This window comes from Rhizobium sp. F40D2, from assembly GCF_051810745.2.
Taxonomy (GTDB): domain Bacteria; phylum Pseudomonadota; class Alphaproteobacteria; order Rhizobiales; family Rhizobiaceae; genus Rhizobium.
Genome location: NZ_CM131436.1, coordinates 1,406,604 through 1,419,545, shown reverse-complemented (window position 1 = coordinate 1,419,545; position 12,942 = coordinate 1,406,604). Strand labels below are relative to the sequence as shown.

Genomic DNA, 12,942 nt, shown 5'->3' with positions numbered 1-12,942 from the left:
AGCCATGAAAAAAGGCGATCACCTCTTCCTAGTCGATGGTTCCGGATTCATCTTCCGGGCGTTTCATGCACTTCCGCCGCTGACCCGCAAGACCGACGGCCTGCCGATCGGCGCCGTTTCCGGTTTCTGCAACATGCTGTGGAAGCTATTGCGGGACGCGCGCAACACCGATGTTGGCGTGACGCCGACGCATCTTGCCGTCATCTTCGACTATTCCGCCAAGACCTTTCGCAAGGATCTCTACGATGCCTATAAGGCGAACCGCTCCGCCCCGCCGGAAGAGCTCATTCCGCAATTCGGCCTGATCCGCGCGGCGACCCGCGCCTTCAATCTGCCCTGCATCGAGACCGAAGGTTTTGAGGCCGACGATATCATCGCCACCTATGCCCGCCAGGCCGAGGCAACGGGCGCCGACGTCACCATCGTCTCTTCCGACAAGGACCTGATGCAGCTCGTCAGCCCGAATGTCCATATGTATGACAGCATGAAGGACAAGCAGATCGGCATTCCCGATGTCATCGAGAAATGGGGCGTGCCGCCGGAAAAGATGATCGACCTGCAGGCGATGACCGGCGATTCCGTCGACAATGTTCCCGGCATTCCCGGCATCGGCCCGAAGACCGCCGCCCAGCTGCTCGAGGAATACGGCGATCTCGATACGCTGCTCGAACGCGCCATCGAGATCAAGCAGGTCAAACGCCGCGAAACCATTCTCGCCAATATCGATATGGCCAGGCTCTCGCGCGACCTCGTGCGGCTGCGCACCGATGTGCCGCTCGACCTCGATCTCGACGCGCTGGTGCTGGAGCCGCAGAACGGCCCGAAGCTGATCGGCTTCCTCAAGACGATGGAATTCACGACGCTGACGCGCCGCGTCGCCGAGCTCTGCGATTGCGATGCGAGCGCCATCGAACCGGCGATCGTCAACATCGAATGGGGCAAGGCTGCCCATGGCCCCGATCTCGATGCGGCCGCGCCGGGACCGGTTCCTGGCGGCATTCCCGAGGTCTCCGGCGAACCGGTCCCGGTGCCGCCGCGCGCGAAGGCCAAGGCTTCAGTCGAAGGCGCCTTTTCGCCCGCCGATCTGGCCAAGGCGCGGGCCGAAGCCTTTGCGACGCTGCCCTTCGATCATTCGACCTATGTCACGATCCGCGATCTCGCCACGCTCGACCGGTGGATCGCCGATGCGCGCGCCACGGGCCTCGTTGCTTTCGACACCGAGACCACGTCGCTGGATGCGATGCAGGCCGAGCTTGTCGGCTTCTCGCTGGCGATCGCCGACAATACGGTTGATCCCACCGGCACGAAGATCCGCGCCGCCTATATACCGCTCGCCCACAAGAACGGCGTCGGCGATCTGCTCGGCGGCGGCCTTGCCGACAACCAGATCCCCATGGGCGATGCCCTGCCGCGGCTGAAGGCCCTGCTGGAGGACGGTGCGGTTCTCAAGGTCGCGCAGAACCTCAAATACGACTACCTGCTGATGCAGCGTTACGGCATCGAGACCAGGAGTTTCGACGACACGATGCTGATCTCCTACGTGCTCGACGCCGGCACCGGCGCCCACGGCATGGACCCGCTCTCGGAAAAATTCCTCGGCCACACGCCGATCCCCTACAAGGATGTCGCGGGCAGCGGCAAGGCGAACGTCACTTTCGATCTGGTCGATATCGACCGCGCCACCCATTATGCGGCCGAAGATGCCGACGTCACGCTGCGGCTCTGGCTGGTGCTGAAGCCGCGGCTGGCGGCGGCCGGGCTGACCAGCGTCTATGAACGGCTGGAACGGCCGCTGCTGCCGGTGCTGGCGCGCATGGAAGCGCGCGGCATCACCGTCGACCGGCAGATCCTGTCGCGCCTGTCCGGCGAGCTCGCCCAGGGCGCCGCGCGCCTGGAAGACGAGATCTATGTGCTGGCCGGCGAGCGGTTCAATATCGGCTCGCCGAAGCAGCTCGGCGATATTCTGTTCGGCAAGATGGGCCTTGCCGGCGGCAGCAAGACGAAAACCGGGCAATGGTCCACCTCGGCGCAGGTGCTCGAGGATCTGGCCGCCGCCGGTTTCGAGCTGCCGCGCAAGATCGTCGACTGGCGCCAACTCACCAAGCTGAAGTCCACGTATACCGACGCGCTCCCCGGCTATGTCCACGCCGAGACCAAGCGGGTCCACACCTCCTATTCGCTGGCATCGACGACGACGGGGCGCCTGTCCTCCTCCGAGCCGAACCTGCAGAACATCCCGGTGCGCACCGCCGAAGGCCGCAAGATCCGCACCGCCTTCATCTCGACGCCGGGCCACAAGCTGATTTCCGCCGACTACAGCCAGATCGAACTGCGCGTGCTTGCCCATGTGGCCGAGATCCCGCAGCTGACCAAGGCCTTCGAGGATGGCGTCGACATCCACGCGATGACCGCGTCGGAAATGTTCGGCGTGCCGGTCGAAGGCATGCCGGGCGAAGTGCGCCGCCGCGCCAAGGCGATCAATTTCGGCATCATCTACGGCATCTCGGCCTTCGGCCTTGCCAACCAGCTGTCGATCGAGCGTTCGGAAGCCGGCGACTACATCAAGAAGTATTTCGAGCGTTTCCCCGGCATCCGCGATTATATGGAAAGCCGCAAGGCGATGGCGCGCGACAAGGGTTACGTCGAGACGATCTTCGGACGGCGAATCAACTACCCCGAAATCCGCTCTTCCAACCCGTCCGTGCGCGCCTTCAACGAGCGTGCGGCGATCAACGCGCCGATCCAGGGCTCGGCCGCCGACGTCATCCGCCGGGCGATGATCAAGATGGAGCCGGCACTGGCCGAAGTCGGTCTTGGCGATCGCGTGCGCATGCTGTTGCAGGTGCATGACGAACTCATCTTCGAAGTCGAGGACGAGGATGTCGAAAAGGCAATGCCCATCATCGTCTCGGTCATGGAAAACGCCACGATGCCGGCGCTTGAAATGCGCGTGCCGCTGCGCGTTGACGCGCGTGCCGCCAGCAATTGGGACGAAGCGCATTAACGGCTTGACCGAAAATGAGAAAGATTTTTCCGCCGAACACAACTCATTGAAATAGCGGCAACTTACGCTCGGGAGCCGTATCGGAACGATACGACGGGAAGGAACTTATTAACCTTCCTTTTCTATCCCGGTAGGGTCGTAATTTGTCAGGCATGAGTGAGTAGCGGACGCATGCGTTTTCCCAGAACCAATTTGACGGACGCCGGGGACTTTTCCAGCGGGATTGAAACGGACCTTCCGGAGGTAATTCCGGGAGAAAAGCCGGCGGCGCCGATCTGGCAGAGCAATTTTTCTCTCGCGCCGAACGTCCGTTTCACCCGCACGCCGGAAACGCTGATCAGCAGGCGGCGGGCGCCGGATGAGCCCGCGCGCGACGATCTGCAGATTGGGCAGCAGGCGATCCGGATCGAGCCGGTCGCCGTCGACGTGCCCTTCGATATCTATCTGCCGGAGCCGGACGAACTTCCCGCAGCACCGCAGACGATCGAACTGCAGCCGTCACTCGTTCCTGACGCGCCGGTCTTCCGCGCCACCGCCGAGCTTTCGTCCATTTCGGATTTCGCCTTCTGGGAAGTCATGGCCTTCGAAGAGGCAGAGCCGGTTCGCGCGCCTGCCGTGATCTCGTACCCGAAGACCGAGACTGCGCCCGAATCGATCACGTCGCTGTTCCGCATCATGGAATGGCGCCCCGGCCGGCCGGCCGCTGCTCCCGTCGCCTCCCGCCCGGCCTCGCCGGCCGCGACGGTCTCCGCAAAGCCCGCCCCGCGCCCGTCGGCCGCCATATTCCTGGAACGGCCGAGGCGAACTCCCGTCGAGGCACCGGTTAGACCTGCCCCTCAGCCTGCGCTGACCTCTCCGATTGCGCCCGCGCCTCAGGCGGCGCCCGCTCTCCCCGTGGCGTCAGCCCCTCAGGCCGCCCCGGCGGTCCAGCGCACGCCGCCTGTCGCCGCGGTTCTGCCGTCGCCGCGCCTTGTGGCAAGGCCCGAAAAGATCGACGCCTCAGGCTATGAATTCCCGCCGCGCGCGCTTCTGCAGGAGCCGCCGGAACGCCTTGGCGAGATCATGTCGCAGGAGACGCTGGAGCAGAATGCGGGGCTTCTGGAAAGTGTGCTCGAGGATTTCGGCATCAAGGGCGAGATCATCCATGTCCGCCCGGGCCCTGTCGTCACCCTTTACGAATTCGAACCGGCGCCGGGCGTGAAGTCGTCGCGCGTCATCGGCCTTGCCGACGATATCGCCCGCTCGATGTCGGCGCTTTCGGCCCGTGTCGCCGTCGTGCCCGGCCGCAACGTCATCGGCATCGAATTGCCGAACGTCACCCGTGAAACCGTCTATTTCCGCGAGATGATCGAAAGCCAGGATTTCGAGAAGAGCGGCTACAAGCTGGCGCTCGGCTTGGGCAAGACCATCGGCGGCGAGCCGGTGATTGCCGAGCTTGCCAAGATGCCGCATCTGCTGGTTGCCGGCACCACCGGCTCCGGCAAGTCGGTCGCCATCAACACGATGATCCTGTCGCTGCTCTATCGCATGACGCCGGAACAGTGCCGGCTGATCATGGTCGATCCGAAGATGCTCGAACTCTCCGTCTATGACGGTATCCCGCATCTCCTGACGCCGGTGGTCACCGATCCGAAGAAGGCGGTGATGGCGCTGAAATGGGCGGTGCGCGAGATGGAGGAGCGTTACCGCAAGATGTCGCGCCTCGGGGTGCGCAATATCGACGGTTATAACGACCGCGTGGCGCAGGCCCGCGACAAGGGCGAGACGATCCATGTCATGGTCCAGGTCGGCTTCGACAAGGGCACCGGCGCCCCGATCGAGGAAAACCAGGCGCTGGACCTGACGCCGATGCCCTATATCGTCGTCATCGTCGACGAGATGGCCGACCTGATGATGGTCGCCGGCAAGGAGATCGAAGGAGCGATCCAGCGTCTGGCGCAGATGGCCCGCGCCGCCGGCATCCATCTGATCATGGCGACGCAGCGCCCGTCGGTCGACGTCATCACCGGCACGATCAAGGCAAATTTCCCGACCCGCATCTCCTTCCAGGTGACCTCGAAGATCGACAGCCGCACCATCCTTGGCGAACAGGGCGCCGAGCAGCTGCTCGGCCAGGGCGATATGCTGCATATGCAGGGCGGCGGGCGGATTTCCCGCGTCCACGGTCCCTTCGTCTCGGATGTCGAGGTTGAAAAGGTCGTGGCTCACCTGAAAACCCAGGGCCGCCCTGAATATCTCGACACCGTCACCGCCGACGAGGAAGAAGAGCCCGAAGAGGAAGAAGCCGGCGCCGTCTTCGACAAGAGCGCCATGGCCTCCGAGGATGGCAACGAACTCTACGAGCAGGCGGTCAAGGTCGTCATGCGCGACAAAAAGTGCTCGACCTCCTACATCCAGCGCCGCCTCGGCATCGGCTACAACAGGGCCGCCTCACTGGTCGAACGCATGGAAAAGGAAGGCCTGGTCGGCCCGGCCAATCATGTCGGCAAGCGCGAGATTGTCTCCGGTCGGGGCGACGGCGATTGATCGATAGTGAGATTGGAGTGCGTAGGCTTTCCAATCTCAGCTCATCAAGCTTGCCAACCGCAGCGTCTCGCTGACGAACGCGGTCTTTCCGCCGGTGTACAAATCCCAATCGCCGTCTGCCTCCGCAGCCAGGTGGCGTTTCAGATCGGCATAGGCCTTGGCCCTTTCGGGGTGATCCCGGAGATAGTCGCGAAACCGGATGCGCTCGCGATGGGCGCGATTGTCGGGGCCGCAAAGATAGAGCTTAAACCCGTAGCCTTCACCATCCCGGGTGAAGGCCCATCGTTTCTCGCCTCTGTCGTCGTGGAAAACGAAATCCGTCGCGCGCGCGATCTCGATCGCCTTCGGCAGAACGTCGTCGGATATCGCGACGACGTCGAGGTCGATTTTCGGCTTGGCCGCAAGTCCAGGCACCGACGTGCTGCCGATGTGGTCGATGGACAGCACGAGATCGCCGAGCAGGGTGGAGATCTCGGCACTGATGTCCGCAAAGAGCCGCGGCCAGGAAGGATCGTAGTCGACCACCTTGATGGCGCGCATGCCGTCCTCCCGACCCGGTCAGTGAACCTCGGCGAGCAGCCCGTCGAGAATCGCGATCATCTTCTGCTCGGCCTCTTCGAGCGAGCCGCTATTGTCGAGTTCCGTCACGTCGTATTCGCCGCGCACCGTCAGCGGTCCGCGAGCGAGCCGCGCCATGATATCCTCATGTGTCTCACGTCCGCGCGCCTCCAGCCGGCCGGCAAGCACTTCGGGGCTGGCGGTGACGTTGATGACCTTCAGCCGCGGGAAGGCGGCTTGAAAGCGGTGGAGCGCCGAGCGCGAGCCGTTGGCGACGACGATATGGCCTCGTGACAGCGCCACCGAGACCTCGGCCGGAATGCCGTATTTCAGGCCGTGCGCTTCCCACCAGACGGCGAAGGAGCCCGACTGTTCCATCGCGGCAAAGCCTTCGAGGGAGACGGAAAGATGATCCTCGCCGCCGGCATCGCGGTGACGGGTGATGACGCGGCGGGTGAAGTGAACGTTTTCACGGCCGGCGAAACGCCGGGCCGCAAGGTTCATCAGCGTGTCCTTGCCGGCGCCGCTCGGTCCGACGACGACGACCATGATGCCGCGCTCGGCTCCGGCTGCGGCGTGGGGTTCGCGCGGGCTCATGCGACACGGCGTCCCTGGCGCCAGACGGAGCGTGTCACCGGCACACCATGCGCGCGGTGGACGCGGACGAGATCGGCGCGCAGTCCGGTTGCGATCCGGCCGCGATCGTCGAGGCTGACGGTGCGGGCGGGGGTCGACGTCACCATGGCGATCGCCTTCGGCAGCGTTATGCTCTCGACTTCATCGGCAAGAATGAAGGGCGCATGAAGCAGGCTGAGCGGCACGTAATCGGAGGATAGCACGTCGAGCACGCCCATCTCGGCGAGGTCGCGCGCGGCGATGTTGCCGGAATGGGACTTGCCGCGCACGATGTTCGGCGCCCCCATCAGCACACTCATGCCGTGCTCGTGCGAGGCGCGGGCGGCGTCGAAGCTGGTCGGGAATTCGGCAAGCCGCACGCCGTTGTCGATCGCCTCGTCGACATGCAACAGCGTGGCATCGTCATGACTTGCCACCGTGATGCCGCGCTCGGCGCAGACCTTGGCGATGGCGTTGCGATGCGGCGTCGAATTGCGCGCCGATTCCGCCTGGCGCTTGGCGACGAAACGGGCGAAGACCTCGTCGCTCAGGCCCCGCTTCTTCTGGTAGTAGAAGATATATTGATCCATCGTCTGGAACTGCCGCTGGCCGGGCGCATGGTCCATCAGCGAGACGAGCCGCACATGCCGGTCGTTTTCGAAATCGGCGAAATGTTCGAGCACATTGTCGGCCGAGACCTCGCAGCGCAGGTGGAGGAGGTGCTCGGCCCGCAGCCGGCCTTCCTGCTCCGCCGACTGGATGGCATCGGCCATCTCGCGCATCTCGCCATGTTCGAAGCCGCCGTCCTCATCCGCCCCCATGCGCAGGCAGTCGAATACCGTGGTGATGCCGGAGGTGACGATCTGGGCGTCATGCGCCTGGACCGCGGCGGTCTTGTTCCAGCGAATGCCGGGACGCGGCTGGTAATGGCCCTCGAGGTGATCGGTATGCAGTTCGACGAGGCCAGGAATGACATAGTCCCCTTCGAAATCTTCGCCGGCTACCGAGCTTCCCTCGGAAATGTCGGCGATCTTGCCGTCGCGAATGAGGATCGAGCCTGCGAGGATGTCATCCTCGAGAACGATGCGGGCGTTGGAAAACACGGTCTCTTTGCTCATCTCGTCGGGTCTTTCAGCTTTTGGCGCCGGAAAGCGGCAGCCAGGAATGAACTTTGAACGGGGCGCCGCGCGTTTCCTCGGTGAAGACGGCAAGGCCGGAAATCGTAATCGGCCGGCCGGTGAAATCGGCAAACCGCTCGGTCAGAATGGCTTTCATCACCGCGGCGCGTGTCTCGGGCACCTGGCCGGTAAGCGTCATATGGAAGCCGAAATCCTCCATCACATAAGGATAACCCCAGCGCTGCAGATTGGCGCGCTGGCTGTCGCTGAGCTTCTCCGGGTTGCGCCGCGCCATATCGGCTTCGGAAAGCGCTGCGCGAAACGGTTCGAAGGACCTTACCACCTTCGCGGCGAAATCCTGAAGAGGTTGATGAAGAGAACCGGGAACAAGGGCAAAAAAACGGCCGAGCTGGCCGAGCACCAGTTCGGGAATCTCGAAAGCTTCAGTGCGCGCGGCAAACTCCTCGGCGACCGCCATCAGATCCTTCTCGGTAACGGAGGCGGCGAGCGAAAACGGCGCCTTGATCGTCGCGTGAAAGCCGTAGCGGCGCGGGTCGGCGGTCAGCTCGAACTGCTCTGCGGCATCGAGCTGCGCTTCATCAGGCGCAGGATAGGTCTCGCCGGTAAAAGCATCGCGGCCGAGCCAGAGCGAGGCCGCGCCGGTCAGGGGATCATCCTTCGGCGGCGAGAAATAGAGAGCGTAGCGCAAGGCTTTTATCCTGGGGATCGTCGAAACGGGGAGCGCACTGTGCAGTGATTTGGCGGCGAACCGCAAGCAGGCTCCCGGCTAAAAGATTTCCGTGACAGAATGATGATGGCGGGCAGCGCCGCCACGACCTTTCGAGCGGATGGATCAGTGGGTTTTCGTGCCCATCAGCCGGTGGCGCAAAGCGTTCGAGGCGGCGTCGAAAATGAAGACGACGATTAGGATCAGGATGACCATGTAGGCGACGTTTTCCCAGTTGGCGTTGGTGCGCATGGCCTCCCACAATTTGAGGCCGATGCCGCCCGCGCCGACGGCGCCGATGATGGTCGCGCCGCGCACGTTCGATTCCCACTGGTAGAGCGTCTGGCTGACGATGACGGGAACGATCTGCGGCATAATGCCGTAACGATGGACGAGTACGGGTTGGGCGCCGGTCGATTTGATGCCTTCCCGCGGCTTGTTGTCGATATTCTCCAGCCCTTCGGAATAGAGCTTGCCGAGCGTACCAGTCTCGGTGAGGAAGATCGCGCCGCTGCCGGCAAGCGGCCCGGGCCCGAAGGCGCGCGTCAGGAACAGCGCCCAGATCAGCATGTCCACCGAGCGCAGGAAATCGAAAAAGCGCTTCAGGATCTGATTGAGCAGCCGGTTCGGCGTGATGTTGCGCGCCGCCAGGAAGGCAAGCGGGAAGGCAGTGAGCGATCCCAGCAGCGTTCCGAGGAATGCCATGACGATCGTCTGGAAAAGCTTGGTCCAGACGTCGCCGTGCTGCCATTCGCTGTTGTTCCAGATGTCGTCGAAGGCGAGCGACAGGTTGGACTGGTCGGGCTTGATGCGCGGCCCGGAGACCATGAGGCCGATGACCTCGCCGACCGGCTTGTCGAAGAAGGACGATTGCGTGTCGAAGATGAAATTCGCCCAGCCGATGAAACGCTTGCGGATCTTCACCCGGTCGACGGAGATGCTGACATTGCCGGCAAAGCCGAGATCGGCGAGCACATTGTCGTCATAAACGGTCATCCAGCCGGGTACTGGCCCGACGACCTTCGGGGCACCGCTCGAAACATCGACCGGGACGGTGATGCCGTGGGCGGTGACGACCGTCTGGCTCTTCGAAACGGTGACGGTCCGGCTGGTGCCGCTGATCGAAACGGTGATGCTGCCATCGGGATTGTTGGCCAGCCAGTCCGGATGCGGATTGTCGCCGAGCGGCGAGAAGCGCGGATAGCGGATGTCGATCGAGCCGTCGTCCTCGATGCGGAATTCCGGCTGAACGTCGTAGCTCACCCATTGGCTGAGATAGATGCCGACGCGCTCCCAATGCGCTTCGGCGAAAAGCTTGGGCAGGTCGAAGAACCAGACGGCATAAAGGCTGTAGAGCAGCGTCGCGATCAGGATCATCAGCCCGCCGAAACGCTGGCGGAACGACCGGTGGAAATATTCCGGATAGCGCGCTTCGATTTCGTTCATGCGGTTTGCGTCGATCACCGTCATGACAGCCTCAATGTTGCAGGAGGAAGGCATGCTCGCCGACGAGGCGGCGGCGCAGCCACGCGGAGAACTGGTCGACGGCGACGATCGTCACGAACAGCAGCAGAACCAGCGCCATCGTCTTGGCGCCGAAGCCGCGCGAGATCGAAAGCTTCAGTTCCTCGCCGATGCCGCCGCCGCCGACGGCGCCGATGATGGTCGAGGCGCGAACATTGATCTCGAGGCGCAAGAGCGCATAGGAGGTGAAATTAGGCAGCACCTGCGGCAGAGCCGCGAAACGCACGCGCTCCCACCAGTTGGCGCCGACGGCCTTCATGCCCTCATGCGGCTTCATGTCGATATTCTCGGCCACTTCGTAGAAGAGTTTGCCGAGTGCGCCGATCGTGTGCAGGGTGATGGCGATGATGGCGGCGACCGGTCCGATCGACAGGATTGCCGAAAACAGGCCGGCAATGACGATCTCGGGGAAGGCGCGCAGGAATTCCATCAGGCGCTTGGTGAAGACGCGCAGCGGCCAGGAACTGGTGAGGTTGCGCGCGGCAAAAAAGCTCAACGGAACGGCAAAGACGAAGGCGACGATCGTCGAGATCAGCGCCACATTGATGGTGACGATCATCAGCTCGAAATATTCGGGAATGTAGAAGGCGCCGGAGATATAGACGCGGCCCTTGTCGAAATTGAATTCCTCGCCGCCCTTGTCGTTGACGCTCGCAATGTCGAACAGCGCGCGCCAGACATCGTTCCAGTCCTTGGGGATGAGCCAGCTCAAAAAGTCGAAGAGATGCGGCAGCCGGTCGAAGAAATGGCCGGCATTGCTCTCGTCGGCGAAGCGGACGGAACTGACGAAAGCTGCAATCAGGATGACCAGGCCGAGGATGGTGTAAAAACGGCGCCTGGCGACCATCCGCTCCCAGGCAGAAGCGATTTCAGCGGAAGTTTCCAGATGAGGTTGCGAGTGGGCAACGGTCATGGGGGCCTCGGTTAGGGCAAGAATAAGGGCGACCGCTGGCGGTCGCCCTTATTCTTGGGAGGAGTATCAGCCGCCGATGGTGGCGCGGCGCGTTTCGATGACGGCGTTGTAGAAATCCGGGGTCACCTTGACGTAGCCCGCGTAGTCACCGCCTTCGATGGCTTCGAAGCAGCTCTTGTCCTTCTCGGGCAGAGCCATGAAGAAGTCCGTGAGCTTGGCCTTCATTCCGTCCTCGAGTTTATTGCTGACGACGAGCGGGCCGTTCGGGATCAGCGGCGACTGCCAGAGTTGAACCACGTCGTTCATGTTGAGCGTGCCTTTGTCGACCATCTTGCGCAGGTTGCCGGAGCTGTAGCCATCCTTGAAATCGCCAACGCCGGAAGCCCAGGTGACACCGGCGTCGATTTTCTTGTCGAGAACGGCGAGAACGTTGTTTTCATGACCGCCATTGAAGGAGGTCGCAGAGAAGAACTGATCGACCGGCATGCCGAGATCCTTCGGCAGCGTGACCTTCGGTACGAGGTAGCCGGAGGTGGAGTCCGGATCCGCGTAGCCGAGCGACTTGCCCTTCAGGTCGGTAAGCGACCGGTAGCCGGAATCCTTGCGAGCGATGAGTACGGAGTAATAGCCGGTCGCCCCGTCCGTCTGCTTCGTCGTCAGGATTGGCGTAACGGCATTCGAGTCCTTGATGTAGGTAGCTGCATAGCCGGAAGCGCCAAGTTCGGCGAAGTCGAGCGTGCCGCCGAGCAAGCCCTGGATAACGCCGTCATAATCGGCGGCTGGGAAGAGGGAAACCTTCTCGAAGCCGAATTCCTTCTTCAGATCGTCCTGGAGGCAGGCGTAGTTGCGCAGACGGTCGGCTTCGTTTTCGCCGCCGAGGATGCCGACGCGGAATTCCTTGATGTCTGCGGCATTTGCAGCACCGGCTGCGAGCGCCAGAAGCGCCGTAGCGGCAAAGAGTACTTTCTTCAGCATGGGTCTCTCCTGATTGACCGGGGGTTCGGTTTGTCTTTGTTAAGCAGAACTGGGCCCTTGACGCGGGCTTTCGATCTTAGGCCGCCCCTCTCACAGACCGGCCAGCGCCAGCGGTTGGACGCTGGCGGATTGGTTTGCCTCGTTTCCGGCGGGAATATTGATGGAGGTGGAGGTCATCGCCTCGTCGATGCCGGCGCCGTCCTTGTCCGTCCCGTAGATTGCCATAACCGCTTCGGCGGTCAGCTCCGAAGGCTTGCCGTCGAAGACGACGCGGCCGCCGGCCATGCCGACGATGCGCTCACAATAGTTGCGGGCGGTATCGAGCGTATGAAGGTTAGTGATGACGGTGATGCCCTCGCGCTCGTTGATATCGCGCAGCGCATCCATGACGATCTTGGCATTCAGCGGATCGAGCGAGGCGATCGGCTCGTCGGCAAGAACCATCTTCGGGTTCTGCATCAGCGCCCGCGCGATCGCCACGCGCTGCTGCTGCCCGCCGGACAGCGTGCCGGCTGGCTGCAAGGCCGTCTGCTCGATGCCGAGGCGTTCGAGCGCTGCGATCGCATGCACACGTTCCTCACGGGTGAAGATGTTGAGCAGGCTCAGAAGCGTCGAGCGGTGGTTGAGGCGGCCGAGCATGACATTGGTGAGAACATCGAGGCGCGGCACCAGGTTGAACTGCTGGAAGATCATTGCGCAATCGCGCTGCCAGTGGCGCAAGGCACGGCCGCGAAGTCCGGAGACCTCGACGCCGGCGAAATGAATGGAGCCAGAGCTCGGCTCCTGCAGCCGGTTGATCATGCGCAGCAGCGTCGACTTGCCGGCGCCAGAGCGGCCGATGATGCCGACCATCTGGCCCTGAGGAATATCGAGCGTGACGGAATCGACGGCGAGCTTTTTTCCGAAACGACGTGTGACATTCTTCAGCTCGAACATCATGCTCTTCCCTTGCACTCCAGGCCTTTGGTCAGCATCGCATTAG

Annotated in this window: 10 protein-coding genes; 2 read left to right on the top strand and 8 right to left on the bottom strand. The window is 62.8% G+C overall.

What is annotated here, in order from left to right:
• Positions 1 to 4: 4 nt before the first annotated feature.
• Together polA and ACS4RS_RS06950 are read left to right on the top strand one after the other, a co-directional pair.
• Complete coding sequence (gene polA, locus ACS4RS_RS06955; protein ID WP_439011564.1) at positions 5 to 3,004, top strand: DNA polymerase I; 3,000 nt, start codon at positions 5 to 7, stop codon at positions 3,002 to 3,004.
• Positions 3,005 to 3,175: 171 nt separating this feature from the next.
• Positions 3,176 to 5,530: a DNA translocase FtsK gene (locus ACS4RS_RS06950; RefSeq protein ID WP_439011565.1), complete on the top strand. Its 2,355-nt coding sequence runs from the start codon at positions 3,176 to 3,178 to the stop codon at positions 5,528 to 5,530.
• 36 nt (positions 5,531 to 5,566) lie between these two features.
• Here ACS4RS_RS06950 and ACS4RS_RS06945 read toward each other — a convergent pair whose 3' ends face one another.
• The 8 genes from ACS4RS_RS06945 to phnC all read right to left on the bottom strand — a co-directional run bounded on the left by ACS4RS_RS06945 (position 5,567) and on the right by phnC (position 12,896).
• Positions 5,567 to 6,070: a GrpB family protein gene (locus ACS4RS_RS06945; protein WP_439011566.1), complete on the bottom strand. Its 504-nt coding sequence runs from the start codon at positions 6,068 to 6,070 to the stop codon at positions 5,567 to 5,569.
• 18 nt (positions 6,071 to 6,088) lie between these two features.
• The gene (gene phnN, locus ACS4RS_RS06940; protein WP_012559515.1) at positions 6,089 to 6,685 is read right to left on the bottom strand and encodes a phosphonate metabolism protein/1,5-bisphosphokinase (PRPP-forming) PhnN; all 597 of its coding nucleotides are present in this window, start codon (positions 6,683 to 6,685) and stop codon (positions 6,089 to 6,091) included.
• Positions 6,682 to 7,821 carry an alpha-D-ribose 1-methylphosphonate 5-triphosphate diphosphatase gene (locus ACS4RS_RS06935; protein ID WP_439011567.1) on the bottom strand — a complete coding sequence of 380 codons (1,140 nt, stop codon included), beginning with the start codon at positions 7,819 to 7,821 and terminating at the stop codon, positions 6,682 to 6,684. The genes phnN and ACS4RS_RS06935 overlap by 4 nt, the downstream gene beginning before the upstream one ends.
• A gap of 13 nt (positions 7,822 to 7,834) precedes the next feature.
• Positions 7,835 to 8,530, bottom strand: coding sequence for a DUF1045 domain-containing protein (locus ACS4RS_RS06930; protein ID WP_439011568.1), 696 nt, complete (start codon positions 8,528 to 8,530; stop codon positions 7,835 to 7,837).
• Between the two features lie 144 nt (positions 8,531 to 8,674).
• Entirely contained in the window at positions 8,675 to 10,018 is a 1,344-nt protein-coding gene (gene phnE / locus ACS4RS_RS06925) for a phosphonate ABC transporter, permease protein PhnE (protein ID WP_439011569.1), read from the bottom strand.
• Between the two features lie 7 nt (positions 10,019 to 10,025).
• Positions 10,026 to 10,985, bottom strand: a complete 960-nt coding sequence (gene phnE, locus ACS4RS_RS06920) for a phosphonate ABC transporter, permease protein PhnE (protein ID WP_439011570.1) — start codon at positions 10,983 to 10,985, stop codon at positions 10,026 to 10,028.
• A gap of 66 nt (positions 10,986 to 11,051) precedes the next feature.
• Complete coding sequence (gene phnD, locus ACS4RS_RS06915; protein ID WP_439011571.1) at positions 11,052 to 11,960, bottom strand: phosphonate ABC transporter substrate-binding protein; 909 nt, start codon at positions 11,958 to 11,960, stop codon at positions 11,052 to 11,054.
• Positions 11,961 to 12,050: 90 nt separating this feature from the next.
• Positions 12,051 to 12,896 carry a phosphonate ABC transporter ATP-binding protein gene (gene phnC, locus ACS4RS_RS06910; protein WP_439011572.1) on the bottom strand — a complete coding sequence of 282 codons (846 nt, stop codon included), beginning with the start codon at positions 12,894 to 12,896 and terminating at the stop codon, positions 12,051 to 12,053.
• Positions 12,897 to 12,942: the final 46 nt, after the last annotated feature.

Bases quoted from the DNA above. Each gene is read 5' to 3' on its own strand.
- phnE (WP_439011569.1), bottom strand. From the start codon at position 10,018: ATGACGGTGATCGACGCAAACCGCATGAACGAAATCGAAGCGCGCTAT.
- phnC (WP_439011572.1), bottom strand. From the start codon at position 12,896: ATGTTCGAGCTGAAGAATGTCACACGTCGTTTCGGAAAAAAGCTCGCC.
- phnN (WP_012559515.1), bottom strand. From the start codon at position 6,685: ATGAGCCCGCGCGAACCCCACGCCGCAGCCGGAGCCGAGCGCGGCATC.
- ACS4RS_RS06935 (WP_439011567.1), bottom strand. From the start codon at position 7,821: ATGAGCAAAGAGACCGTGTTTTCCAACGCCCGCATCGTTCTCGAGGAT.
- ACS4RS_RS06950 (WP_439011565.1), top strand. From the start codon at position 3,176: ATGCGTTTTCCCAGAACCAATTTGACGGACGCCGGGGACTTTTCCAGC.
- polA (WP_439011564.1), top strand. From the start codon at position 5: ATGAAAAAAGGCGATCACCTCTTCCTAGTCGATGGTTCCGGATTCATC.
- phnD (WP_439011571.1), bottom strand. From the start codon at position 11,960: ATGCTGAAGAAAGTACTCTTTGCCGCTACGGCGCTTCTGGCGCTCGCA.
- phnE (WP_439011570.1), bottom strand. From the start codon at position 10,985: ATGACCGTTGCCCACTCGCAACCTCATCTGGAAACTTCCGCTGAAATC.
- ACS4RS_RS06945 (WP_439011566.1), bottom strand. From the start codon at position 6,070: ATGCGCGCCATCAAGGTGGTCGACTACGATCCTTCCTGGCCGCGGCTC.